Consider the following 24,598-nt stretch of genomic DNA (forward strand, 5'->3'; position numbering starts at 1 on the left):
GGATCGTCGTCACCGAACGGCAGCTTCGTCCCGCTTACCAGCTCCCTTGAGGGGCCGGTGTCTAAGGTCCGGTTTGGGAAAGAGCTGCATGACGTTCCGCACAGGCGGGAAACGAAAAACGGCGCCCGAGAGGGCGCCGTTCAGCATTCCATCATCAATCGGACCGGATCAGACCGCGCCCTTGATGAAGTTCACAGCATCACCGAAAGTCTGGATGGTTTCGGCTGCGTCATCCGGGATCTCGATGCCGAATTCTTCTTCGAATGCCATGACCAGCTCAACGGTGTCGAGGCTGTCTGCACCCAGATCGTCGATGAACGAAGCGGATTCGACCACCTTGTCCTCTTCAACGCCGAGATGCTCGACAACGATTTTTTTCACGCGATCAGCAATATCGCTCATGTTTTTCCCTCATGTTCGCGGGCACATGCCCAAGGTTAGCGGCCATGCCGCGATGCCGGGGTAATCCCCTTTGCGTCAATCCCGCATATAGCAGCGGAATGGCCCCATGCAACCGCTTTCGCCGGAAAATCATGGCTGACAGGCGGCAAATCGCGGTCGGTTCCGCTCTGCAAACCCTGCGCCAGACCCCGCCGAAAGCGAGTAAAACCGGGCGTTTCAGCCGCCCGGACGCCCGTCAGACCATTGCCATGCCGCCATTGACATGCAGCGTTGCGCCGGTGACGTAGCCCGCCTCTGCACTGGCGAGATAAAGTGCCGCAGAGGCAATATCTTCGGGCTTACCCATGCTGCCCGCCGGGATCTGGGCCAGAATCTTGCCCTTCTGATCGTCGTTCAGCTTGTCGGTCATCGCCGTGGCGATAAAGCCCGGTGCGATGCAGTTCACGGTGATATTGCGGCTCGCGACCTCATAGGCCAGCGATTTCGACATGCCGACCAGACCGGCCTTTGCAGCGGCATAGTTGCCCTGCCCCGGATTGCCCGTGGTCCCGACGACGGAGGTGATGTTCACGATCCGGCCCCAGCGGGATTTCATCATCCCCCGCAGCACCGCGCGGCAGAGGCGGAAGCTGGAGGTCAGGTTGACATCGATCACCTGCGCCCATTCCTCGTCCGACATGCGCATGAAGATATTGTCGCGGGTAATGCCAGCGTTGTTGACCAGAATATCCACCCCGCCCATTGCCTCGGCAGCGGCTTTGGGCAGCGCCTCGACCGCCTCGGCATCGCCCAGATTGGCGGTCACGACATGCGCCCGCTCGCCCAGCTTTCCCGCCAGATCGTTCAGCGGCGCCTCTCGCGTGCCTGACAAGGCGACCGTCGCCCCGGCGGCATGCAGCGCCTCGGCAACCGCGCCGCCAATGCCGCCCGACGCGCCGGTGATCAGGGCGCGTTTTCCTGTCAGATCAAACATATTTCTCTCCTGTCTCGAAAGAGGCGGCATTGAGCGCCGCCCGGCAGTGAATTTCGACCGTGTCGAACACGGGCGCAGCGACATTGTCCTGATTGAGCAGCAGGCCAACCTCGGTGCAGCCCAGAATGACGCAATCCGCGCCCTCCGCGATCATCGCAGCAGCGGCGTCCTGATAGATGCGCCGGCTGTCCTCGCGCACCTCCCCGCGGACCAGCTCGTCAAAGATGATCCGATGAATTTCGCCGCGCGTCCCGGCATCCGGCAGGACGGGTTTCAGGCCGCTGGCGACCAGCCGGTCAACGTAGAAACGCCGCTCCATCGTGTAGGCGGTGCCGATCAAGGCGGGGCGGCGGAAGCCTGCGGCGTTGATTTTGTCGGCGGTCGCGTCAGCGATGTGGATCAGCGGCAATTTCGTCGCGGCTGCCACCTGATCGGCGACCAGATGCATGGTGTTCGCGGCGATCACGATCACCCCGGCACCGGCCCGCTCCAGCCCCTGTGCCGCATCGACCAGAAGTGCCGCGGCACCGTCCCAGTCGTCGTCCTTCTGCATCTGTGCAATGGATGCGAAATCGACCGAATGCAGCAATATCCGCGCCGAGTGCAGCCCGCCCATGCGTTCCGCGACCATCTGGTTGAGCCGCGCATAATAATGGGCCGTCGAGACCCATGACATGCCGCCCAGAATACCGATCGGGCGCATGGTTCAGCTTTCTTTGAGTGCAATAATATCCGCAGGCACACCGATGGCACGGGTTTCCGCGCCTTTGGCGATGCGCTTGATCATGCCCGACAGCGCCTTGCCGGCACCGATTTCCCAATATTCACCGACGCCCGCCCCGGCGAGAAACTCAACGGATTCGCGCCAGCGGACGGAGCCGGTGACCTGTTCGACCAGAAGGCGGCGGATCGCACCCGGCTCGATCACCGGCTCGGCGCGGACATTGGCGATGACCGGCACGGCGGGGGGCTGAATCTCCACCCCGGCCAGCGCATCCGCCATTGCAGCGGCGGCGGGCTGCATCAGCACGCAATGGAACGGGGCCGAGACCGGCAGCATAAGCGCGCGCTTCGCCCCGCGTTCCTTGGCGAGCGCCGCCGCACGTTCCACGGCATCCTTGTGACCCGAGATCACCACCTGTGCAGGATCGTTGTCATTGGCGGCCTGACAGACCTCGTCCCCTGCAGCCTCTCGCGCGATTTCATCCACGGTGGCGAAATCCAGCCCTAGAATCGCGGCCATAGCACCGATCCCGACCGGCACGGCATCCTGCATGGCCTGCCCGCGCAGCCGCAGCAGACGGGCCGTGTCCTCAAGGCTCAGCGCCCCTGCCGCGCAGAGCGCCGAATATTCGCCGAGCGAGTGACCGGCGACGTAATCCGCATCCGCGATATTGATCCCCTCGCTTTCCAGCGCCCGGAACGCCGCCATCGAGGTTGCCATAAGTGCTGGCTGGGCATTGCGGGTCAGGGTCAGCTCCTCCGCATCCCCCTCCCAGATCAGTTTCGACAGCTCTTCGTCCAGAGCCTCGTCAACCTCGCGGAACACATCCATTGCGGCGGGATAGGCTTCGGCCAGTTCACGGCCCATGCCGATGGATTGGGCGCCCTGACCGGGAAAAACGAATGCGCGCATGATCTTGCCCTCATATCTGGTTTCACCTGTCCTAGCGCGGCAGTGAGGGCGCGGCAATGTCAAAGGGGCGCGGATCGTGATGACCGCGCCCCTTCAAAAGATCATTCAGACCGGATCAGCCGACCAGTTCGAGGCCCGAGAAAAAGAATGCAATCTCACGCGCCGCCGATTCCGGGCTGTCGGAGCCGTGAACCGAGTTTTCGCCCTTCGACAGCGCGAATTCCTTGCGGATGGTGCCTTCAGCGGCTTCCGCCGGATCGGTCGCACCCATCACTTCGCGGTTCTTCGCGATGGCGTTTTCGCCCTGCAAAACCTGCACGACAACCGGCTCGGACGACATGAATTCGACCAGCTCGCCATAGAACGGACGCTCGCTGTGCTCGGCATAGAAGGCACCGGCCTGAGCGGGCGACAAATGGATGCGTTTCGAGGCGACGACACGCAGGCCGGCATCCTCGAATTTCGCCACGACCTTGCCGGTCAGGTTGCGTTTGGTGGCATCGGGTTTGATGATGGAAAGGGTCAGTTCGGTCGCCATTTTATACTCCGTCATTCAGGGCGCGGGAGCGCCCCGCGCGGAAAATATGCGCGGCTCGTATCACGCTGGCGGGAGGTTGAAAACCCGGCTTGAGTGCCGCACAGCGCGTACACCGGCTGTACACAGGGCGTACACAGCCCGTGCACCGCTTGGGTGTACAGGGCTGGGTTAACCGACTGGAAAAGGGATGGAAATAGGGCGGCGGTCACTCGTGACGCTCATGCCCACACTTCAAGTCCCGAAAACTGGGAAGGAAGCGAGTTGTTCAGCAGCGCCCGATCACGTCAGCCTAGAGAAACAGCTTGGCGATAGCGACGATCGCCAGCGTCGCGCCCGATCCGACAACCAGCAGATACCAACGCGTCTCGCCTGCCAGTTTCTTGCTCTCCACATCGAGCTTGGAGGCTTCATTTGCGAGTTTTCTAGTCTCGGCATCGAGCTTTGAGGCCTCCGACATCAACTTGCGGGTTTCCTGATTCAGCTTATGTACCTCGGCCAGTTCGCGCTCATACTCCGCACGGGTGAGCATGCCATCCGTAATTGCCTCGTTCATGTCTCACCCGCCGTCAGATACGAGACGCCGCTCGATCCGGTCCAGGCGCGCCTGCAAGGATGCAATCGCCGCATCCTGATGCAGTTCCGCCTGCATGAAGCCCGCCAAATGGCCCTTGATGACTCGTGTGTCACCTTCGATATGGCCGATCCGTTCGTCTGTCCTGACCAGCTTTGACTGAATGGCCTTCAGATGCTCCAGAAGCAATTCATTGGTCACGATCATGACCATGCCTCACCCTCGCTGAGTTCAAGGCGGCGCTCGATCCGTTCAACACGCGCTGTCAACGCCACGAGACCGGCGTCATGCCGGTTAAGGGAGCCTATCGCGCCATGCATGTGATCGTTCAGTTCAGCGATGCGCGCGTTGGTCTCGTCCGCCTTGTGGGCAAGGTCATCCATGCGACGATGCATCGCCTTCAGATGCTCAAGGATCAGTTCGTTGGTCACGTTATCGCTCATGGCGTTGCGTCTTATCCTTTCAACATAGTGCATTTCGGGCGGTTTCGCCACTGACAGTGCCGCGACGACGATCCGCGCCGCGACGAATCTGGCGAGCTTTGAAACATGATAACGCCACGGCAGGAATTAAGAATAGAATAATGAATAAAAAGCAAATTTCAGTATCGGGCCGGGCGTCTGCATTTCGCCCGATTGACAAGCTTCGCCGGGCGGGCGATGCGGGGCCATGCTGCGTATTGACGATATATCCTATTCCATTGCCGGACGCCCGCTGCTGGAGCATGCCTCGGCAACGATCCCGGACGGCCATAAGGTCGGGCTGGTCGGGCCGAACGGGGCTGGCAAGACGACGCTGTTCCGGCTGATCCGGGGCGAACTCGCGATTGACGGCGGTACGATTTCGCTGCCGCCGCGGGCGCGGATCGGGGGCGTGGCGCAGGAGGCACCGGGGACCGCGCGCAGCGTTCTGGACACGGTGCTGGACGCCGATACCGAACGCGCGGCGCTGATGACGGAGGCGGAGACCGCGACCGACCCGGCCCGGATTGCAGAGATCCAGACCCGGCTGGCCGATATAGACGCCTGGTCGGCGGAGGCGCGGGCGTCGACGATCCTCAAGGGGCTGGGGTTCGGGGACGCCGATCAGCAACGACCGAGCGCGGATTTCTCGGGCGGGTGGCGGATGCGGATCGCGCTGGCCGGCGTGCTGTTTGCCCAGCCGGACCTGCTGCTGCTGGACGAGCCGACCAACTATCTGGACCTTGAAGGCGCGCTGTGGCTGGAAAGCTATCTGGCGCGTTACCCGCATACGGTGATCGTCATCAGCCACGACCGGGGGCTCCTGAACCGGGCGGTCAGCCATATCCTGCATCTGGAGGAGCGGCGGCTGGTGCTGTATTCCGGCGGCTACGACGTGTTTGCCCGCACCCGTGCGGAGCGGCGTGCCGTGCAGGCGGCGGAGGCGCGCAAGCAGGATGCACGGCGCGCACATCTGCAAAGCTTCGTCGACCGGTTCCGCGCCAAGGCCAGCAAGGCCAAGCAGGCGCAGGCCCGCATCAAGATGATCGAGAAGATGGAGCCGATCACCGCCCCGGAGGAGGCGAAGTTCCACCGTTTCACCTTCCCCGCACCGGAGCAGCTTTCCCCGCCCATCATCGCGATGGAGGGGGTCAGCGTCGGTTATGGCGAACGCGAGGTGCTGCGGCGGCTGAACCTGCGGATAGATCAGGACGACCGGATCGCGCTTCTGGGCCGGAACGGTCAGGGGAAATCGACGCTCTCGAAGCTGCTGGCCGAGAAACTGGCCCCGATGGCCGGGCAGATCACCCGGTCGGGCAAGCTGCGGGTCGGGTATTTCGCGCAGCATCAGGTGGATGAGCTGGTGCTGGCGGACACGCCGCTCGACCATGTCAGGCGGTTGCGGCCGGACGAGGCGCAGGCGAAGCAGCGGGCGCGGTTGGCCGGGTTCGGGCTGATGGAGGCGCAGGCGGAGACGCCGGTCGGCAAGCTGTCGGGCGGGCAGAAGGCGCGGCTCTCGCTGCTGATCGCCACCATCGACGCGCCGCATCTTCTGGTGCTGGACGAGCCGACGAACCATCTGGACATTGAAAGCCGCGAGGCGCTGACGCAGGCGCTGAACGAATATTCCGGCGCCGTTGTGCTGGTCAGCCACGATATGCATCTGCTGTCACTGGTCGCCGACCGGCTGTGGCTGGTCGATCAGGGCGGCGTTACGCCGTGGCAGGGCGATCTGGACGATTACCGCGCCATGTTGTTGCAGACGCCCGACGACAAGCCCGCGAAACCCGCCCCGGCCCCGAAACCGAAACGGGCGAGCCGGGACGAAATTCTGGTCATGCGGGCCGAGGTGCGCAAGGCCGAAGAGCGGGTCGAGAAGCTGACCGAGATGCTGGACAAGCTGGGCGCGAAAATGGCCGATCCGGCGATTTACGACCAACCGGCGGAGGTCGAGAAATGGGGCCGCAAACATGCCGAGGCGTCAGAGGCGATGATTCGCGCCGAAGACCTGTGGACGGCAGCGATGGAGCGGCTGGAGCAGGCGGAACGGGGCTGAACGCCTCGATGCCGGAAACGTGATGTTGCGCTGCGGCAACCCGGTCCGCAAAATGGGCCCCGCCCGATGCGTATGGGTTGAATTTCATGCGGCGATTGGCGAGTTTGCAGTCTCGTATCAATCACCCAAGTTTCAGGATTCGCCCGATGAAGATCGCTCTGCCGCTGATCGTCGCCCTTACCACTGCCGCGCCCGTCATGGCGCAGGACACGATCATTAACCCGGCCCAGTCCATCACGGTCGATCTGGGGATCGGGGCAAATTACAAGCCGACCTATCAGGGCTCCGACGATCAGGATACCTCGGCCTGGTTCATCTTCCGCAATTTCAGCTATAGCGGCCGCGAAAACGCGGGCCGGGCCTTTTCGCTGACCCCAAGCCTCGGCTATGTCGGGGAGCGCGACAGCGGCGATGACGACCGGCTGGAAGGCATGGACAAGATCAACCGCGCCTATGAGCTGGGGCTTAAAGCAAGCTGGCGTGCCGGCGCGACGGAAGGCTATGTCACCGCGCGCAAGGGCTTCGGCGGCCATAAGGGCATCACCGGCGAGTTCGGGACGCGCTACCGGATCGAAGCCAGCGATCAGCTGACCCTGTGGGCCGGGCTGGAAGCGGGCTACGGCGACGACACCTATAACGAGACCTATTTCGGCGTCACCGCCACAGAGGCACGGCGGAGCGCATACACGGAATATCAGCCCAGCGGCGGCATCAACATGGCCGGTGCATCGCTGGAGGCGCGTTATGAGCTGGCCCCGAACACCGCCGTTCTGGGTGAGCTGAAATATTCGCGCATCATCGGTGACGCGGCGGACAGCCCGCTGGTGATGGAAGAAAACCAGCCCTCGGTGAAACTGGGCATCGTGCGGACGCTGAATTTCGCGTTCTGATCGTCGATCAGGGTGACGAGCAGGGGGGCGGCAGGACCGCCCCTTTTTCATGCGCAGACGCAGGGGTTCCGGTGCTATCCCGCCACGCCGCGCAGCAATTTCTGGCGCGCGGGCGGGATGGCGGCGATTTCTAGGCCGGTAAAGACATGCAGCGTGCCGAGTTGCTCGTCCACCACGGCATGATCGCTGACCCAGCCGCCCATCAGCAGGTAGCTGCGCAGAAGCGGCGGCAGACCGGCCTGCGCACGGCGGGGATCGGGCTTCATCAGCCGCAAGGCGCGGGCGAAGCGGAACACTTTCGGAGCCTTGACGCGGGGCAGCCAGCGGCGGGGGGCGAGGTGGCGTTCCTTCAGCATGGCGAAAGCGTCGGCATAGCCCTGCGCATCCGTGCCCATGAAGGACGAGCAGCCGAACAGCAGCCCGACTTTGTTGTCATCGACAAAGCGGGTCATCGCACCCCATGCCACCCGCAGAATATCCGGGTCGGCATGTTCGGGGTGGATGCAGAACCGGCCCATTTCCACCATCGGGCCTTCAAATTCGCGCAGCCGGCCGAGATCGTAATGGCTGGCGGAATAGCTCCGCTCGATCTCCGTGCCGCTTTCCAGCAGCATGAAGCGGAAGGTGGCGACGAGGATGCCACTGCGCTGATCCTCGATCAGGACATGGTGGCAGGCATCGTCATACTGGTCGGCGTCGATTGCCGCGCCGTCATCGACGACCCCACGCTTGCCGATGAAAGCCAGCCAGCGCAAACGCTGGGCTGCGCGCAGATCATCGGCGTTCCCGGCCAGCCGCGCGTGATAGCGCCCCCGTTTCAGCATCATCTTGCCGCATCCTCACGCGTGACACATACTTGTTCCGCATCTGCATAATCCTATCTTGTAACGGCGTTGCAACAGGAGATTGAAATGGCAAATGTTCAGAAATCCGATGCGGAATGGCGGGCACAGCTGTCTGACGAGGAATATCGCATCACCCGTCAGGCCGGAACCGAGCGACCGTTTTCACATCCCGGATTTCCCAAGGATGCAGGGTATTTCGCCTGTGTCTGCTGCGGCGCGCCGCTGTTCGAGCAGGATGCGAAATTCGAAAGCCATTGCGGCTGGCCAAGCTTTTCCGCCCCCGGCGGCAAGATCGACGAGCATCGCGACGCCACGCATGGCATGATCCGGACCGAGGTTCGGTGTCATGAATGTGACGCACATCTGGGCCATGTCTTCCCGGATGGCCCGCCCCCGACCGGGCTGCGCTATTGCATCAACGGGGTGGCGATCAAATTCGTGCCGGCGAAGGAAGGCTGAGCAGTCTCAGCCTTTTTCATCCAGCAGGAAACGGTCGAGCATGGCGGGCAGCATCACGTCCGCCATCATCTCCGGCTCGCCCAGAACGCCTTCGTTGAGCAGCATCGAAAACCCATGCACCAATGACCACCACCCGATAGAGGGCGCCAGCGCGGGATCGCTGTTCTTGCAGATATCCGCATCTTCGCCGCGAATGATCCTGTCGAGTTGCTGGAAGGTCTCATTCGCGGTCTTGACGAAATCGGGATCCTCGGGATCGAGCACGCCGCGCCGCCACATCAGGTCGAATCTCGCCTGTTCGCTATAGGCGAAGGTTACATAAGCGCGCGCTTGGGCGCGGATCGCCGCATCGCGATCCGGCCCGGCATCCTCCGTCGCCTGCCGCAGCCGCTCACCAAGATCCCGGAATGCCCTGACCGCAATCGCGGTCAGAATGGCGCGGGTGTCCTTGAAGTAATAGGCATGTGCAGCGGGTGAGACCCCGGCACGGCGCGCGGTTTCGCGCAGGCTGAAGCCGTCAACGCCACGCTCCGCGAGAAGCGCCTCCGCAACCTCCAGCAGCACGGGACGCAGATTGCCCCATTTATGCGCCCGCACCTTCTTGACAGAGTCAGGGATTACACTCATATCGATTTTATCACTGTTAAAATTTTACCGTTAAGGCTGGTTTTCATGTCGGGCGATCAGGTTTTTCTGACCGGGGCCTCCGGGTTTCTGGGGGGTCATGTTGCATTGCAGTTGCTGCAAAAAGGGTATCGGGTTCTGGGTTCGGTCCGCAGTCCCGAAAAAGCGGAGATGGCGCGCAAGGCGATTGCGCTTGCCCGCGGGGATACCTCCAGACTGTCCTTCGTGACGCTGGATCTGCTGGACGGCGACGGATGGGGGGAGGCGGCGGCGCAATGCCGGTTTCTTATCCACACGGCCTCGCCCTTCGTGACCGTGATGCCGAAAAACCCGGACATGCTGATCCGGCCCGCAGTTGACGGAACGGAACATGCGCTGAATGCCGCGCTTCGGGCCGGGCATAAACGCATCGTACTCACATCCTCCGTCGCTGCGATAGATTCGGCACCGTTAACGTATAACAAAGTTTATAGTGAAAGCGATTGGACCGACCCTGATGACAAAACTGTGACCGCCTATGCGGCGTCAAAGACACTGGCGGAGCGCGCGGCGTGGCAGATCATGTCGCGTGCCGGGCTGGCGGAGCGGCTGGTTACGATCAACCCGTCCGCAATTCTCGGCCCGCTGCTGGATCGCGACCCCGGCACATCACCGGCGATGCTGCTACCGATGCTGACGGGGAAAATGCCGTTGGCACCGGAGATCCGGCTTGAATATGCGGATGTGCGGGACGTGGCCGCCGCCCATGTCGCGGCGCTCAGCGCACCGGAGGCGGGCGGGCATCGGCATATCGTGTCGGGCCCGAACCTGTCGCTTCTGGAGATCGCAAATTTCATCCGCGAGGATTTCCCGGAATTCGCCGGGCAGCTTCCACGCCGTCAGATGCCCGGCTGGATGGCCGCGCTGATCGCACCGTTTCAGCCCGCGCTGCGCGATGCGAAACCGTTTCTGGGCGTGCGCAAGATCACCGATGGCGGGCGCGGTCGGGCGCTGATCGGGCGGGACCCCTATCCGGTGCGGGAAACCATCCGGGCCACGGTCACCTCGATGATAAGGCAGGGATTGGTCGGGGACGATCAGCCGTCTTCGCTGGTTGCATCGTCCTTATAGGGGACGTGATCGGGAAGATCGTCGCCCAGCACGCCCTCGATATAAAGCCGCTGGACCAGCACCATTGCCACGACCATCAGCGGTGCCGCGACAAGGATGCCGGGCAGGCCGAACAGCACGCCGAAGCCGATGACGCCGAAAATCGTCATCACCGGCGGCAGCCCGGCCGCCCGGCGCTGGATCAACGGCATGATGACATTGCCCTCCAACTGCTGCACGGCAACGAACAACAGCAGCACATAAAGCGCATCACGCGGACCCTGCGTCAGCGAGAACAGCACGGCAGGAATACCGGAGAGGAACGGGCCGATATAGGGGATCGCATTCGTCAGGCCCGCGATGATCCCAAGGACGAGCGCCAGCGGAATGTCCAGCAACCACAGCCCGCCGCCGGTCAGGATCGCCACGATCAGCATGTCGAGCGATTGCCCGGCCAGCCAACTCCACAGCTTGTCGCCGATTTCGCGGAGGATTTCGGCGGCGTGCTCGCGATGCGCGATCGGAACCATCCGCAGCATGCCCTGCACATAAGTTTCCGGGTGAAGCGCCAGAAAAATCGCCACGGTCAGCACAAGCACCAGATTGGCGATCCCGCCGATGACCGCGTTGACCGTACCGCGCACGACGCCGAACAGGCCGGTAAAGGACTCCATCGCCGCGCGCGCCGCATTCCGGCCCCCGCCACTGCCGCTGCCGGATTGCCCGTTGGCGGCAGCCGCGGCCTCGGCATTGCGCTCAAAGATGAAATTGCCAAGGGCCGAGCTGTTGATCCAGTCCAGCACTTGCCCCCATGCCCGCGGAATCGCTGCAACAAGCTGGCGCATCTGTTCGGATATCTGCGGCCCGGCATTCAGGAACAACCCGATCACAGCCAGCAACCCGAGCGCCAGCACGGTGAACACCGCCAGCGATGGCGACAGCCCGGTCCAGCGCACAAGGTAATTCGCGGTCTTGCGGATCGCGATGCCAAACAGCACAGCCGCAAAGCCCATAAGCAGAACGAAGGACAGCTCCCAGATCAGCAGCAGCGTCAGGGCCACGGCGAATGTGGTCAGGATGGTCGGGACCGGCACCGGGCGGCGAGAGATTTTCAGCGCGCCGTCATCGGCTTCGGGGTCGGGCAGTTCCGGCTGTCTCGGCATGCGGCTGCTCCACCTGCTCACATGGCGCTGGCCCGCTGCGCCTCAGGTTTCACATGGGCCGGGTCGAAAGAAACGGATCTGGCGCCGCGCAGTTGCACGGCAGATCGCGGATATTATTCGTCGAAGATATTCGAAGCGTCGAAATTGCCAAGATTGCCGAGGATCTGGCGAATCACGCTGATCGAAGTGATGTTCGAATCGGTGACGCGACGCGACAACACCACGATGCGCCCCTGCTCCAGCCCAAATCTCTCGATATTCGCGACCGTCCCGTCGGGTGTGAAATTGATCGCCACGACCTCGCGGTTGATCTCCGCCGGGCGGCGCGCGCCGTAGTAACGCCAGCGGGAGCCGACATAATACCAGCCGGAGCCTTCCAGCAGCCCCATTGCGGAGGGTTCGCCGATCATGCCCTCAAGCTCTACCTGGCTGGTCTGTCCGACCTGCACCAGCGCCAGATCTTCCTCGGGCGGGATATAGCCGTGATGGCGATATACCGGGACACATGCGGTCACGGTCAGGGCCAGAACGACCAAGAGGCTGCGGATCGGTATCATATATCAGTCTTTCCCGCCGTTTAAACGGCCCCGGTTGACGCCGCCCGCAAGGCTTAGCAAACTCCGTCAGCCCGCTCAAGAAGATCACGGGCAAGTGTCGCTGCTCATTGGATAAGGTCTTATGTCGGAACGCAACCCCCTGCCCGAACGGCTGCGCGTGGCGCATCTGTCGCCAAACCGCCCGAACCCGTTCGATCTGCAACCGGCGGAAGACCGGCTTCAGGCGCTGGCCGGGCAGCTTGATCTGACCGCCCTGCCCGCGATGCGTTTCAAGGGCGAGGTCAGGGCGTCGGGGTCGGATGAATGGGCGCTGGACGGCAGGCTGACCGCGCGCGTGGTCCAGCCTTGCGTTATCACGCTGGAGCCGGTCGAGACGGACATCACCGAGGATGTTTCGCTGATCTTCTCCCCCCATGTCACCGACCCGGAGGAAGAGGAGGTCGAGATGGGCGATGAAACCGTCGAGCCTCTGGGTCAGTCGATCATGCTGGGCGAAATCGCCATCGAGGCGCTGACACTGGCCCTGCCGGTCAATCCGCGCGCACCGGGCGCGGAGATGCCTGCGCCCGCTGAGGAGGTCGATATGACTGGGGATGACGGGCGCAAACCCTTCGCCGGGCTGGCCGATCTGCTGAAAAAGGACGGCTAGGCCTTATAGGGTTTCATTCCCTCGCGGGCGAGTTCGTCGGCGCGTTCATTCTCCGGGTGACCGGCATGGCCCTTGATCCATTCCCATGTCACCCGATGCCGCCCCTGCGCCGCATCCAGACGTTGCCACAGATCGACATTCTTCACCGGCTTTTTCGCCGCCGTCTTCCAGCCGTTTTTCTTCCAGCCGTGAATCCAGCCGGTGACGCCGTTTTTGACATAAGCAGAATCGGTGGTGATGGTGATCGCGGACGGTCGGGTCAGGGTTTCGAGCGCCGAAATCGCCGCCATCAGCTCCATGCGATTATTCGTGGTCTCCGGCTCGCCGCCGTTCAACGTGCGTTCCTTGACGATCTCATCGCCACGCATGGCGCGCATCAGAACCCCCCAGCCTCCGGGGCCGGGATTTCCGCTGCAGGCGCCGTCCGTCCAGGCGTAAAGTTCGGTCACGCCCGCTCCGTCGCGAGTTTCAGGCCAAGGGCCGCGAAGCTGGCGGCAAAGATGCGGCGCATCCAGTTCATCGCCGTCTCGCTGGCCAGCACACGCTGTCGGCCGGTCGCGGCAAGGGCGACATAACCCATGAACACGGCGAAGGTCATCGCCGTGAAGCCCGCACCCAGTTGCATGAGCATGGCGGTTCCGGCACCTTCCGGCATGAATTGCGGGATGAACGCCATGAAGAACAGCGGCAGTTTCGGGTTCAGGATATTCAGCAGAATGCCACGACGGACCAGACGCCACGCCGGTTCCGGCTCTGACGGGCGCACCGACAGCCCGCCGCGATCCTTCAGCACCGCCCAGGCCATCCACAGCAGATAGGCCACCCCGGCGAATTTGATGATCTGGAACAGCACCGCGCTGGTGTGCAGCACCGCCGCCAGCCCGGCCATGGCGACGATCATGTGAACCACGGTCGCAATGGTGCAGCCAAGCGCAGCCCAGAACCCGGCCCGAAAGCCGCCGCCGAGCGTGACCGACAGCGTATAAACCACACCGATCCCCGGTGCGAGGCAGACGATGAACGCCGTCAGCAGATAATCCCAGCTCATGCGCCTGACCCCTTATATCCCGGCAGCGCGGCGATCCGCGCGATCCAGCGATTGATGCCGGGGAAACGGGTCATGTCAAACCCGCCTTTCGTCCCGGCGGAATGGGTGTAGCCGTAAAGGCAAAGATCGGCCAGAGTCACGCTGTCGCCGACCAGCCAGTCACGATCCGCGAGCCGGTTCTCCATGATCTGCAAAAGCGCATGCCCACGTTCCAGCAACTCCGCCATCCGTTCCGGCGTAGCGAGGTGACGGCGATTCTCATAACTCCGAAGCGATGCGCGCACGGCGATCACCCCCTCATGCTGGTTCTGCTCCCAGAACATCCAGCCGAGCATGGACGCACGGTCACCCGCATCCCCCGGCACGAAATCCGTCCCCTCACCCAGATAGGTCAGGATCGCGTTCGATTCCGGCAGCAGCCGCCCGTCATCCAGTTCCAGCACCGGGGCCTTGCCAAAGGGCAGCCGCCCGGCCTGTTTCGCGGCCGCAATCTCGGGCGAGCTATCCTCGACATCGACAATCTCCAGCTCGCGCCCCAGAAGCGCCAGCAGCAGCCTGACCTTGTAGCTGTTGCCCGATGACGGCATGGAATAAAGCTTCATCTCATCTCACCCTGGCAAAATATCCTCTGGGGGTCCGGGGGGCGACGCGCCCCCGGTCCGGCATCTCAGGCAGGCTGACGCAGCACCCGAGGAACCTTGAATTCGACATTTTCCTGCGCGGTTTCAACGATCTCGACGTCGACTTTAAAGCGCGAACGAAAAGCGTCGATCACCTCATTCACCAGCACCTCCGGCGCGCTCGCCCCGGCGGTGACGCCGACTGCAGTGACCCCCTCCATCGCGCGCCAGTCGATCTGATCGGCGCGCATCACAAGCTGCGAATAGGCGCAGCCGGCGGATTTGCCGACCTCGACCAGACGGCGGGAATTGGACGAGTTCGGCGCGCCGATGACCAGCAGCGCGTCGATCTTCGGCGCAACGGATTTCACGGCGGCCTGACGGTTGGTGGTGGCGTAGCAGATATCTTCCTTGGCCGGACCGATAATCGCCGGAAACCGGGCCTGAAGGGCGGCGACAATGGCGGCGGTGTCATCGACCGACAGCGTGGTCTGGGTGATGAAGGCAAGCCTGTCCGGGTCGCGCGGTTCGATCCCGGCGACGTCGTCGACGGTTTCGACCAGCAGCACCTCGCCCGGTGGCAACTGGCCCATCGTGCCCAGCACCTCCGGGTGACCGGCATGGCCGATCATCACCATCTGCAAACCGTCGGCATGGTGCCGTTCCGCCTCGACATGGACCTTGGAGACCAGCGGACAGGTCGCGTCGACATAGATCATCTCGCGCCGCTGCGCCTCTGCCGGGACCGATTTCGGCACGCCGTGGGCGGAAAAAATCACCGGGCGGTCATCGGGGCATTCGTCCAGCTCCTCGACAAAGACCGCACCTTTTTCGCGCAGCCCGTCGACGACGAATTTATTGTGGACGATCTCATGGCGGACATAGACCGGCGCGCCCCATTTCTGAAGCGCCATCTCGACGATCTTGATCGCCCGGTCGACACCGGCACAGAAGCCGCGCGGCGCGGCGAGATAGAGCTTCAGCGGGGGCAGCGCGTTTTCCATAGAACGCAGGTAACCCGCCCTTGAAGGAAAATCCAGTGGACCCGAACAAGGCGCCGGACGTTGTACGGTCAGGCGCAACTTTTTGAGTGGAGCTTTCTCATGAAATTTCTTTTGACGGGCACGACAGCAGCCATCCTGATCTCTGGCGCTGCATTTGCCGATCCGTGGCCTCAGGGTGCCGCGAATGCCGGTTTCCAGCCAGCTTTTCCGCAGCAAACCCGCGCCGAAGCAATGAACAGCGGCGTCAATCTGGAGGTCGAACCGGTCGTCGAAGGTCTGGCCCACCCCTGGGCGGTCGCGCTTCTGCCCGGCGGCGGCGCGCTGATCACCGAACGGCCCGGCCGGCTGAAACATTACGCCACAGACGGCAGCATCCGCGACGTCAGCGGCATCCCGGCGGTCGATGCGCGCGGTCAGGGCGGGCTGCTGGACGTGGCGCTGTCGCCTGATTTCGAACAAAATCGCGTGATCTTCCTGTCCTATGCCGAGCCGCGCGACGGCGGCAACGGCACCACGGTGGCGCGGATGGTACTGTCAGACGATGGCACATCGGTCAGCGATGTGCAGGTGATCTTCCGCCAGTCACCGACCTATAACGGGACAAGGCATTTCGGCAGCCGGATCGTCCCCGCCCCCGATGGCACATTGTTCATCACGCTGGGCGAGCGGTCGGACGTGCCGATCCGCGACACAGCGCAGGATATGCAGAACCATCTGGGCAAGCTGGTCCGCATCACGCCGGAGGGGAATATCCCCTCCAACAACCCCTATGCCAGCGGCGAAGGCGGGCGGCAGGAGATTTATGCCAGCGGGCTGCGCAATGTGCAGGCGGCGACGCTCGACGCCTCCGGTCAGATCTGGACGGTCGAACACGGACCGCGCGGCGGAGATGAGCTGAACCGGCCCGAGCCGGGGAAAAACTACGGCTGGCCGGTGGTGTCCTACGGGATCGATTATTCAGGCGGCCCGATCAATGAGGGCATCAGCCGCCGCGACGGGTTTGAGGAGCCGGTTTATTACTGGGACCCGGTCATCGCGCCCTCGGGCGCCGATTTCTATGACGGCAATCTGTTCGGCGCCTGGCGAGGCGATTTGCTGATCGGCGCGATGAGCCCGCCCGGTCTGGTGCGCCTGTCGCTGGAGAATGGCCGCGTCACCGGCGAGGAACGCTTCGACCTTGGCGTCGGTCGCGTCCGCGATGTGCAGGTCGCGGATGACGGCACGGTCTGGGTGGTCACGGATGAAAATCGCGGCGGGCTGTATCGCCTGTCGCCACGCGGCTGAGCCTGCGTCTTCCGGATCGGGGCGGGTCGCCGCCCCCTGCCCGGCTCAGGTTTCCAGCGCCGGTTCTTCCCGCAGATTGGTTTCGCGTGGCGGGCGTCCGATGACATCGCGCAGCGCGTCGAGTTCGATGAAATTATCGGCCTGACGACGCAACTCATCCGCGATCATCGGCTGCTGGCTGCGGGTCGTGGACACGACGGAGACGCGCACACCCTGCCGTTGCAGCGCATCGACCAGCGGGCGAAAATCGCCATCACCTGAGAACAGCACCGCATGATCCAGCCGCGGCGCGAGTTCCATCGCGTTCACGGTCAGCTCAATATCCATATTGCCCTTGATCTTGCGGCGACCGAGCGCGTCGGTATATTCCTTCGCTGCCTTGGTCACCAGCGCGAAGCCGTTATATTGCAGCCAGTCGACAAGGGGGCGGATCGGGGAATATTCCTCGTTCTCCAGCAGCGCTGTGTAATAATAAGCTCTCAACAATTTGCCGCGTCGTTCGAACTCCTGCCGAAGCAATTTGTAATCAATATCGAAGCCAAGGGATTTTGCGGCTGCGTAGAGGTTGGCCCCGTCAATAAACAATGCGAGACGGTCATCTTTATAGAACACTGATACTCCTCGACACGGCCAGCCAGCCGCGTCACATTATACTGGTAAAATGCTGGAAACGTACAACGAAGCCAGAATGCTATACAAATTAGCTTTTATTGCCTTGGGGGCAAACTTGTCTTCTTTGTCAGGTCGCCCGCAATCGAGCCTTTCTGCCGCGCTCCGATCCGTTTCCAATCTTCGGAACGTCAATATTGCTGCCGTTTCTCGATTCTACAAGACCCCTGCTTTCCCCGTGGGCAGCGGTCCTGATTTTGTGAACGCCTGTGCGGCAATTATGACAACATTGAGCCCGGATGATTTGTTAACCGCCTTGCACCGGATCGAGGCGGATCTGGGCCGGGTCCGTGACGGCACAAGATGGGGCGCACGGGCGATTGATCTGGATTTGCTGGGGTATGAGCAGGAAGTCGCGCCGGACCGGCAGGGTTACGCGGCCTGGCGCGACCTCGACCCCGCCCAGCAGATGCGCCGCGCGCCCGAACAACTTGTTCTGCCCCACCCAAGACTGCAGGACCGCAGCTTCGTGCTTGTTCCGATGGCAGAAATCGCCGCGAACTGGGTGCATCCGGTCAGCGGTTTGCGCGTCGCGGAAATGTTATCGGCGCTGCCGGAAAGCGACCGCCGTTCGGTAAGGGTTTTGCTTGACACCGCTTGCGAAACTGACGAGAAAGCCCCTTCCGCATTTGCATCTGATTCGAACCAATAGGTGATTCCAATGGCTCGCGTGACCGTCGAAGACTGCGTTGACAAGGTTCCGAACCGCTTCGACCTGGTAATGCTGTCCGCCCATCGTGCCCGCGAGATTGCGACCGGCAGCCCGCTGAGCGTCGAGCGCGACAACGACAAGAACCCCGTCGTCGCCCTGCGCGAAATCGCCGAGGAAACCCAGCAGGTCGACGATCTGCGCGAGCGCATGATCGAGGCCAGCCAGACCCAGATCGAGGTTGACGAGCCGGAAGAGGACGCGATGGCGCTTCTGCTGGGTGCGGAAACCGACCGCCCGACCCCGACCGACGAGGAGTCGGAAGAAAAAATGCTCCGCATGATGCTGGAAGCAAACGAACGGAAGTGAGTGCAGGCAGGGTCTTCGATTGGAAAAGTTCGACGTCGAAGACCTTCTGGCGCTGATCCGCAACTACAATCCGCGCACTGACGAAACCCTGATCCGCAAGGCCTTCGATTACGGCCAGCGTATGCATGAGGGGCAGGTTCGCCATTCGGGCGAGCCCTATTTCACCCATCCCGTCGCCGTCGCCGCAATCCTGACGGAGATGCGGCTGGACGATGCGACCATCGTAACGGCACTGTTGCACGACACGATCGAGGACACGCGCTCCACCTGGGCGGATGTGGCGGAGAAATTCGGTCGCGAGATTGCCGATCTGGTCGACGGTGTGACCAAGCTGACCAATCTCCAGCTTTCCGGCAGCCATTCCAAGCAGGCGGAGAATTTCCGCAAGCTGTTCATGGCGATGACCCGCGACCTGCGCGTGATCCTCGTCAAGCTGGCTGACCGGCTGCATAATATGCGCACCATCCGCGCCATGCGTCCCGACAAACAGGCGACGAAAGCGCGCGAGACGATGGACATCTATGCGCCGCTCGCCGGGCGCATGGGGATGCAGTGGATGCGGGAGGAGTTGGAAGACCTCGCCTTCAAGGTCATCAACCCCGAGGCCCGCAACTCCATCATCCGCCGCTTCCTGACGCTGCAAAAGGAATCCGGCGACATTATCGCGAAGATCACTGCCGATATCCGCGCCGAGTTGGACCGGGAGGAGATCGAGGCGAATGTCTATGGCCGCGCCAAGCGCCCGTTCAGCGTCTGGCGCAAGATGCAGGAAAAGCAGCTCACCTTCTCGCGGCTGTCGGATATTTACGGCTTCCGCATCATCGTCGGGACCGAGGCGGAATGTTATCGCGCACTTGGCCTGATCCATCACCGCTGGCGGGCCGTGCCGGGGCGGTTCAAGGATTATATCAGCCAGCCCAAGGCCAACGGTTACCGGTCCATTCACACCACGGTCACGGGCCGCGACGGCAAGCGGGTGGAGGTGCAGATCCGCACCCGCCAGATGCACGAGGTGGCGGAGGCCGGGGTGGCCGCGCATTGGGCCTATCGCGACGGTGTGCGGTCGACCAACCCCTTCGCCGTCGATCCGGCGGAGTGGATTTCGCAGCTGAACGAACGTCTGGGCGGCGAGGATCACGACGAGTTTCTTGAGCATGTGAAGCTTGAGATGTACTCCGATCAGGTTTTCATCTTCACCCCCAAGGGCGACGTGATCCAGTTGCCGAAGGGCGCGACGCCGATTGATTTCGCCTATGCGATTCACACAAGGATCGGGCACAGCACTGTCGGCGCGAAGGTCGACGGCATCCGGGTGCCGCTGTGGACGCGGCTGAAAAACGGTCAGGTGGTGGAGATCATCACCGCCGCCGGGCAGCGCCCGCAGGCGGCGTGGCTGGAGATCGTGCAGACCGGGCGCGCGAAATCCGCCATCCGCCGCTCGCTCCGGGAAGAGGATCGCGCGCGGCTGATCCGGCTCGGCTCGGAACTGGTGCGGATTTCCTTTGAGCATCACGGGCGCCGGGTCACCGACAAGGCCCTGCGGACGGCGGCATCGAAACTCGCCCTGCCAAGCGCCGATGAATTGCTGGCCCGGATCGGCTGCGCGGAGACCTCTGCCCAGGATGTACTGACGACGCTTTACCCGGAACTGGCCGTGGGCGAGGAGACCGTCGACCCCAAGCGCCCCGTCGCCGGGCTGGAAGCCGATCAGACGCTGGGCCGCGCGAATTGCTGCCAGCCCTTGCCGGGGGAGCGGATCGTCGGCATCACCTATCGCGGACGCGGGATCATCATCCACGCCATCGACTGCCCCGCCCTCGCCGCGCTGGAGAGCGAGGAGGACATGAAGCGCTGGATCGACCTGCAATGGCGCGATGGCCGCCACCCGTCCGCCTATGCGGTCACGCTGTCGGTCACCATACGCCATGACGCGGGCGTGCTGGGCCGGATCTGCACGCTGATCGGGGCGCAAGGGGCGAATATCTCCGATCTCGTCTTCGCGGACCGAAAGCCGGATTTCTATCGACTGCAAGTTGAGGTAGAGTTGCACGGTACCGATCAGCTTCACGCGCTGTTAACCTCGCTTGAGGCAGAATCGGATGTGGCGCAGGTCAGCCGGCTTCTCAGGCCGGAACTTGCGCCTTAGACCGGCGTTCAAGCAGCTTCGTGGATGGAAATAGCCAGTAAAGATGTTCAAACGCCGCAAGCCTCGAAGCTACTCGCAAATGGCGACCGAGCTGATTTACCCGCGCGGCGGCTGGTTCCGCGCCGGGCAATATGTGCTGCACCGCCTGCGCCGCCTGCCCGATCAGCCGCACCGGATCGCGCGCGGCATGGCGGCGGGCGTCTTCGCGTCGTTTACGCCGTTGTTCGGGCTTCATTTTCTGGCAGCCGCCTCGGCGGCTTGGGTGATCGGCGGGAATATTCTGGCGGCCCTGCTGGCGACCTTCGTCGGCAACCCGCTGACATTTCCGTTCATCGCCTATAGCTCGACCTGGCTTGGCCGCAGGATTCTGGGCACCGATGGCAAGTTGTCGCCGCGTCTGATCCTGAACGAGTTCGCGGATGCGGGCGGGCAGATCTGGCAGAATATCCGCGCCATGTTCGGGCCGGAGCAGGTGCATTGGGACAGGTTGCATTCCTTTTTCCAGGATATTTTCCTGCCCTATCTGGTGGGCGGCATCATCATGGGCATTCTGGCGGGCATCGCCACGCATTACATGACGGTGCCGGTCATCCGCGCCTATCACCGCCGCCGTGCGCGTCGCCTCGCCAAGCGGGTGGAGAAGATGCGCGATGCCGGTGCGGGAAAACGGGCGCAGCGGGCCCTGCCCGATCAGGATGACGGCCAAGCCGGGTCATCCGAAGGAAAACCGGACTGAGCCCTGAATTTTGGGGTTTTCATCGCGTCTGACCTTTGTATAGTCGCGAACATGACCGGGACACGACATATCATATCCGAGTTGAACGCGCAGATTTGCGCGCGTTCTGCCGTGAGGCTCTGCGGTCTTCTGCTTCTTACGCTGCGCTGAGCGGGTCCAGCCGGGCCGCCGCTCAGCCGGTCCCGTGCCCGGCACCTGACCCATTCAAGCATGAGAAGCAAAATGTCCGACAAGAACCGCGTTTATATTTTCGACACCACCCTGCGTGACGGTGAACAATCCCCCGGCGCCACCATGTCCCATTCCGAAAAGCTGGAGATCGCCTCCATGCTGGACGAGATGAAGGTGGATATTATCGAAGCCGGGTTCCCGATTGCCTCCGAAGGCGATTTCAAGGCCGTCTCCGAGATTGCCAGGCAATCGCAGAACAGCGTGATCTGCGGCCTCGCGCGCGCGCAGATCCCCGATATCGACCGTTGCTGGGAGGCGATCCGGCACGCGAAACGCCCGCGCATTCATACTTTCATCGGCACCTCGCCCCTGCACCGCGCGATCCCCAATCTGGATATGGACCAGATGGCGGAGCGGATTGAGCAGACCGTGACCCATGCCCGCAATCTGTGCGACAATGTGCAGTGGTCACCAATGGACGCCACACGGACCGAGCATGATTACCTGTGCCGGGTCGTCGAGATCGCGATCAAATGCGGGGCGACCACGATCAACATCCCCGATACGGTCGGCTATACCGCGCCGCTGGAATCGGCGGCCCTGATCCGCATGTTGCTGGAGCGGGTGCCGGGCGCGGATGAGGTGATCTTCTCCACCCATTGCCATAACGATCTGGGCATGGCGACGGCGAACTCCCTCGCTGCGGTCGAGGCCGGGGCGCGTCAGATCGAATGCACGATCAACGGACTGGGCGAACGCGCGGGCAATACCGCATTGGAAGAGGTGGTGATGGCGCTGCGGGTGCGTCACGACATCATGCCGTTTACGACCGGCATCGACACCACGAAGATCATGGGCATCAGCCGCCGCGTCTCGCAGGTCTCGGGCTTTCCGGTGCAGTTCAACAAGGCCATCGTCGGCAAGAACGCCTTCCTGCATGAAAGCGGCATTCATCAGGACGGCGTGCTGAAAAACGTCGAGACGTTCGAGATCATGAAGCCCGCCGATATCGGCCTGAACGAGGCGAATATCGTCATGGGCAAGCATTCCGGCCGCGCTGCCTTGCGCGCGAAGCTGAAGGATCTGGGCTATGAGGTCGGCGACAACCAGTTGAAGGACGTGTTCGTCCGCTTCAAGGGCCTCGCCGACCGCAAGAAGGAGGTCTATGACGAAGACCTGATCGCGCTGATGCAGGACAGCGCCGCGAATACCGGCGACGATTACATGCAGGTCAAGCATCTGCGCGTCGTCTGCGGATCGGACGGGCAAAGCGCCGATCTGACGCTGATCGTGGACGGCGCGGAAAAAACCGCCTCAACCAGCGGCGACGGGCCGGTCGATGCCGTGTTCAACGCGGTCAAGGAAATCTATCCGCATCACGCGCGCTTGCAGCTTTATCAGGTTCATGCCGTGACCGAGGGCACGGATGCGCAGGCAACCGTATCTGTCAGGATGGAGGAGGAAGGCCGGATCGCCACCGGGCAGGCCGCCGATACCGACACCATCCTCGCCAGCGTCAAAGCCTATGTCGGCGCACTGAACCGGCTGAAGGTCCGCCGCGATCAGGTCGGCGAAGGCAGCGATGCGAAACAGGTGACCATGTATTCGCATTGACGCAAACCAGCCGATGCACAGGACAGCGCCGCCCTTCGGGGCGGCGTTTTCTTTTTGGCCGCCACAGTTTACCGGCATGCAGCCTGTCACCGGAGCGCGCAGCCCCATTTCGCGCGTTGTCAGGGCATGACGATACGTCACGATAATCGCCCGCTTTGCCGCAGCGTTCGTGGCAATCCCCCGCCCAAATGCCGCAAAAGCCAGCTAAACCCTTAAATATTGGGGTTTCGCGCCCTGAAATGCTCCCTTATACGAAGCGCAATCCGCTGCGGGGCGAGTCTCGGGGCGGGAAAAACGTGATCAAGCCGGCATAAGTCCGGCATCGAAGGGTTTAGGCAGGATGGCATTCTTCGGGCTGTTTTCGACGGATATTGCAATCGATCTGGGGACCGCGAATACGCTGGTCTACCTGAAGGGCAAAGGCATCATCCTGAATGAGCCTTCTGTCGTGGCCTATCACGTCAAGGACGGCAAGAAGCAGGTTCTGGCCGTGGGCGAGGATGCCAAGCTGATGCTGGGCCGCACCCCTGGCAGCATCGAGGCGATCCGGCCCATGCGTGAAGGCGTGATCGCGGATTTCGACAGCGCCGAACAGATGATCAAGCATTTCATTAAGAAAGTGTTCAATCGCACCACCTTCTCGAAACCGAAAGTGATCGTCTGCGTGCCGCACGGTGCCACCCCGGTGGAGAAACGTGCGATCCGCCAGTCCGTCCTGTCGGCGGGCGCGCGCAAGGCCGGGCTGATCGCGGAACCGATTGCGGCGGCGGTCGGGGCGGGAATGCCGATCACCGATCCCACGGGCAGCATGGTGGTCGATATCGGCGGCGGCACCACGGAAGTCGCGGTGCTGAGCCTTGGCGACATCGTCTATGCCCGCTCGGTCCGGGTCGGCGGCGACCGCATGGACGAGGCGATCATCAACTATCTGCGCCGCAACCATAACCTGCTGATCGGGGATCAGACGGCGGAGCGGGTGAAAACCTCCATCGGCACGGCACGGATGCCCGATGACGGGCGCGGCGCGACGCTGCCGGTGCGCGGGCGCGACCTGCTGAACGGTGTGCCGCGTGAGCTGGAGATTACACAGGGCATGGTCGCCGAGGCGCTGACCGAGCCGGTCCAGCAGATCTGCGAGGCGGTGATGGTGGCGCTTGAGGCGACCCCGCCCGATCTGGCGGCTGACATCGTCGACCGTGGCGTGATGCTGACCGGCGGTGGCGCGATGCTGGGTGAGCTGGATCTGGCGCTGCGCGAGCAGACCGGGCTGTCGATCTCCATCGCGGATCAGCCGATGAGCTGTGTGGCACTGGGCACCGGCAAGGCGCTCGAATACGAAAAGCAGCTTCGCCACGTCATCGATTACGACAGCTAA

29 protein-coding genes are annotated in these 24,598 nt (G+C 62.7%); 12 read left to right on the top strand and 17 right to left on the bottom strand.

The window, feature by feature from the left end; translation table 11 throughout:
* Positions 1-168: 168 nt before the first annotated feature.
* The 8 genes from PAF12_RS07885 to PAF12_RS07920 all read right to left on the bottom strand — a co-directional run bounded on the left by PAF12_RS07885 (position 169) and on the right by PAF12_RS07920 (position 4,563).
* Positions 169-402 (bottom strand): acyl carrier protein, encoded by a 234-nt coding sequence (locus tag PAF12_RS07885; protein ID WP_271106395.1) that lies wholly within the window; start codon positions 400-402, stop codon positions 169-171.
* A 235-nt stretch (positions 403-637) separates the two neighbouring features.
* Positions 638-1,375: a 3-oxoacyl-[acyl-carrier-protein] reductase gene (gene fabG, locus PAF12_RS07890; protein WP_271106396.1), complete on the bottom strand. Its 738-nt coding sequence runs from the start codon at positions 1,373-1,375 to the stop codon at positions 638-640.
* Complete coding sequence (locus tag PAF12_RS07895; protein WP_271106397.1) at positions 1,368-2,078, bottom strand: aspartate/glutamate racemase family protein; 711 nt, start codon at positions 2,076-2,078, stop codon at positions 1,368-1,370. Before PAF12_RS07895 ends, fabG begins: the two co-directional genes overlap by 8 nt.
* 3 nt (positions 2,079-2,081) lie before the next feature.
* Positions 2,082-3,011 (bottom strand): ACP S-malonyltransferase, encoded by a 930-nt coding sequence (gene fabD / locus PAF12_RS07900; protein ID WP_271106398.1) that lies wholly within the window; start codon positions 3,009-3,011, stop codon positions 2,082-2,084.
* Positions 3,012-3,126: 115 nt separating this feature from the next.
* Positions 3,127-3,549: a nucleoside-diphosphate kinase gene (ndk, locus tag PAF12_RS07905; protein ID WP_271106399.1), complete on the bottom strand. Its 423-nt coding sequence runs from the start codon at positions 3,547-3,549 to the stop codon at positions 3,127-3,129.
* Between the two features lie 289 nt (positions 3,550-3,838).
* Positions 3,839-4,102, bottom strand: coding sequence for a hypothetical protein (locus tag PAF12_RS07910; protein ID WP_271106400.1), 264 nt, complete (start codon positions 4,100-4,102; stop codon positions 3,839-3,841).
* Between the two features lie 3 nt (positions 4,103-4,105).
* Positions 4,106-4,327 carry a hypothetical protein gene (locus PAF12_RS07915; RefSeq protein WP_271106401.1) on the bottom strand — a complete coding sequence of 74 codons (222 nt, stop codon included), beginning with the start codon at positions 4,325-4,327 and terminating at the stop codon, positions 4,106-4,108.
* Positions 4,324-4,563, bottom strand: coding sequence for a hypothetical protein (locus PAF12_RS07920; protein WP_271106402.1), 240 nt, complete (start codon positions 4,561-4,563; stop codon positions 4,324-4,326). Before PAF12_RS07920 ends, PAF12_RS07915 begins: the two co-directional genes overlap by 4 nt.
* A 226-nt stretch (positions 4,564-4,789) precedes the next feature.
* Between PAF12_RS07920 and PAF12_RS07925 the strand changes: the two genes are divergently transcribed.
* Together PAF12_RS07925 and PAF12_RS07930 are read left to right on the top strand one after the other, a co-directional pair.
* Positions 4,790-6,637, top strand: coding sequence for an ABC-F family ATP-binding cassette domain-containing protein (locus PAF12_RS07925; RefSeq protein WP_271106403.1), 1,848 nt, complete (start codon positions 4,790-4,792; stop codon positions 6,635-6,637).
* Positions 6,638-6,783: 146 nt separating this feature from the next.
* Complete coding sequence (locus PAF12_RS07930; RefSeq protein WP_271106404.1) at positions 6,784-7,527, top strand: MipA/OmpV family protein; 744 nt, start codon at positions 6,784-6,786, stop codon at positions 7,525-7,527.
* Between the two features lie 74 nt (positions 7,528-7,601).
* Here PAF12_RS07930 and PAF12_RS07935 read toward each other — a convergent pair whose 3' ends face one another.
* Complete coding sequence (locus PAF12_RS07935) at positions 7,602-8,354, bottom strand: GNAT family N-acetyltransferase (protein ID WP_271106405.1); 753 nt, start codon at positions 8,352-8,354, stop codon at positions 7,602-7,604.
* 84 nt (positions 8,355-8,438) lie between these two features.
* On the opposite strand from PAF12_RS07935, the gene msrB reads away from it, so the two are divergent.
* Positions 8,439-8,831, top strand: a complete 393-nt coding sequence (msrB, locus tag PAF12_RS07940) for a peptide-methionine (R)-S-oxide reductase MsrB (protein ID WP_271106406.1) — start codon at positions 8,439-8,441, stop codon at positions 8,829-8,831.
* A 6-nt stretch (positions 8,832-8,837) separates the two neighbouring features.
* Here the strand turns inward: msrB and PAF12_RS07945 are convergent, their stop codons facing one another.
* Entirely contained in the window at positions 8,838-9,458 is a 621-nt protein-coding gene (locus tag PAF12_RS07945) for a TetR/AcrR family transcriptional regulator (RefSeq protein WP_271106407.1), read from the bottom strand.
* 45 nt (positions 9,459-9,503) lie between these two features.
* Here PAF12_RS07945 and PAF12_RS07950 point away from each other — a divergent pair, with 45 nt between their 5' ends.
* On the top strand, positions 9,504-10,565 hold the full coding sequence (locus tag PAF12_RS07950; RefSeq protein ID WP_271106408.1) for an NAD-dependent epimerase/dehydratase family protein: 1,062 nt from the start codon (positions 9,504-9,506) through the stop codon (positions 10,563-10,565).
* Here the strand turns inward: PAF12_RS07950 and PAF12_RS07955 are convergent.
* Both PAF12_RS07955 and PAF12_RS07960 read right to left on the bottom strand, forming a co-directional pair.
* Complete coding sequence (locus PAF12_RS07955) at positions 10,532-11,707, bottom strand: AI-2E family transporter (protein ID WP_271106409.1); 1,176 nt, start codon at positions 11,705-11,707, stop codon at positions 10,532-10,534. The two genes, PAF12_RS07950 and PAF12_RS07955, sit on opposite strands and share 34 nt — an antisense overlap.
* A 113-nt stretch (positions 11,708-11,820) precedes the next feature.
* Entirely contained in the window at positions 11,821-12,264 is a 444-nt protein-coding gene (locus tag PAF12_RS07960; protein ID WP_271106410.1) for an outer membrane protein assembly factor BamE, read from the bottom strand.
* Positions 12,265-12,385: 121 nt separating this feature from the next.
* Between PAF12_RS07960 and PAF12_RS07965 the strand changes: the two genes are divergently transcribed.
* On the top strand, positions 12,386-12,913 hold the full coding sequence (locus PAF12_RS07965) for a DUF177 domain-containing protein (RefSeq protein WP_271106411.1): 528 nt from the start codon (positions 12,386-12,388) through the stop codon (positions 12,911-12,913).
* Here the strand turns inward: PAF12_RS07965 and rnhA are convergent.
* The 4 genes from rnhA to ispH form a co-directional block, all read right to left on the bottom strand.
* Positions 12,910-13,362 (bottom strand): ribonuclease HI, encoded by a 453-nt coding sequence (gene rnhA / locus PAF12_RS07970; RefSeq protein ID WP_271106412.1) that lies wholly within the window; start codon positions 13,360-13,362, stop codon positions 12,910-12,912. The genes PAF12_RS07965 and rnhA overlap by 4 nt on opposite strands.
* Complete coding sequence (locus PAF12_RS07975) at positions 13,359-13,961, bottom strand: LysE family translocator (RefSeq protein ID WP_271106413.1); 603 nt, start codon at positions 13,959-13,961, stop codon at positions 13,359-13,361. Before PAF12_RS07975 ends, rnhA begins: the two co-directional genes overlap by 4 nt.
* Positions 13,958-14,563: a glutathione S-transferase family protein gene (locus tag PAF12_RS07980; RefSeq protein ID WP_271106414.1), complete on the bottom strand. Its 606-nt coding sequence runs from the start codon at positions 14,561-14,563 to the stop codon at positions 13,958-13,960. Before PAF12_RS07980 ends, PAF12_RS07975 begins: the two co-directional genes overlap by 4 nt.
* A 65-nt stretch (positions 14,564-14,628) precedes the next feature.
* The gene (gene ispH, locus PAF12_RS07985) at positions 14,629-15,585 is read right to left on the bottom strand and encodes a 4-hydroxy-3-methylbut-2-enyl diphosphate reductase (RefSeq protein WP_271106415.1); all 957 of its coding nucleotides are present in this window, start codon (positions 15,583-15,585) and stop codon (positions 14,629-14,631) included.
* 99 nt (positions 15,586-15,684) lie between these two features.
* On the opposite strand from ispH, the gene PAF12_RS07990 reads away from it, so the two are divergent.
* Positions 15,685-16,869, top strand: a complete 1,185-nt coding sequence (locus PAF12_RS07990) for a PQQ-dependent sugar dehydrogenase (RefSeq protein ID WP_271106416.1) — start codon at positions 15,685-15,687, stop codon at positions 16,867-16,869.
* Between the two features lie 45 nt (positions 16,870-16,914).
* Here PAF12_RS07990 and PAF12_RS07995 read toward each other — a convergent pair whose 3' ends face one another.
* Complete coding sequence (locus tag PAF12_RS07995; RefSeq protein ID WP_271106417.1) at positions 16,915-17,481, bottom strand: NYN domain-containing protein; 567 nt, start codon at positions 17,479-17,481, stop codon at positions 16,915-16,917.
* 49 nt (positions 17,482-17,530) lie between these two features.
* Here PAF12_RS07995 and folK point away from each other — a divergent pair, with 49 nt between their 5' ends.
* From folK to PAF12_RS08025, 6 genes are all read left to right on the top strand, one after another.
* Positions 17,531-18,190: a 2-amino-4-hydroxy-6-hydroxymethyldihydropteridine diphosphokinase gene (folK, locus tag PAF12_RS08000; protein ID WP_271106418.1), complete on the top strand. Its 660-nt coding sequence runs from the start codon at positions 17,531-17,533 to the stop codon at positions 18,188-18,190.
* Between the two features lie 9 nt (positions 18,191-18,199).
* Entirely contained in the window at positions 18,200-18,556 is a 357-nt protein-coding gene (gene rpoZ / locus PAF12_RS08005; protein ID WP_271106419.1) for a DNA-directed RNA polymerase subunit omega, read from the top strand.
* Positions 18,557-18,575: 19 nt separating this feature from the next.
* Positions 18,576-20,702, top strand: a complete 2,127-nt coding sequence (locus PAF12_RS08010; protein ID WP_271106420.1) for a bifunctional (p)ppGpp synthetase/guanosine-3',5'-bis(diphosphate) 3'-pyrophosphohydrolase — start codon at positions 18,576-18,578, stop codon at positions 20,700-20,702.
* Positions 20,703-20,745: 43 nt separating this feature from the next.
* Complete coding sequence (locus tag PAF12_RS08015; RefSeq protein ID WP_271106421.1) at positions 20,746-21,438, top strand: DUF2062 domain-containing protein; 693 nt, start codon at positions 20,746-20,748, stop codon at positions 21,436-21,438.
* Positions 21,439-21,660: 222 nt separating this feature from the next.
* Positions 21,661-23,223, top strand: coding sequence for a 2-isopropylmalate synthase (locus PAF12_RS08020; protein ID WP_271106422.1), 1,563 nt, complete (start codon positions 21,661-21,663; stop codon positions 23,221-23,223).
* 340 nt (positions 23,224-23,563) lie between these two features.
* Positions 23,564-24,598 carry a rod shape-determining protein gene (locus tag PAF12_RS08025; protein WP_271106423.1) on the top strand — a complete coding sequence of 345 codons (1,035 nt, stop codon included), beginning with the start codon at positions 23,564-23,566 and terminating at the stop codon, positions 24,596-24,598.

It is taken from the genome of Paracoccus sp. SCSIO 75233 (assembly GCF_027912675.1).
Lineage (GTDB): Bacteria > Pseudomonadota > Alphaproteobacteria > Rhodobacterales > Rhodobacteraceae > Paracoccus.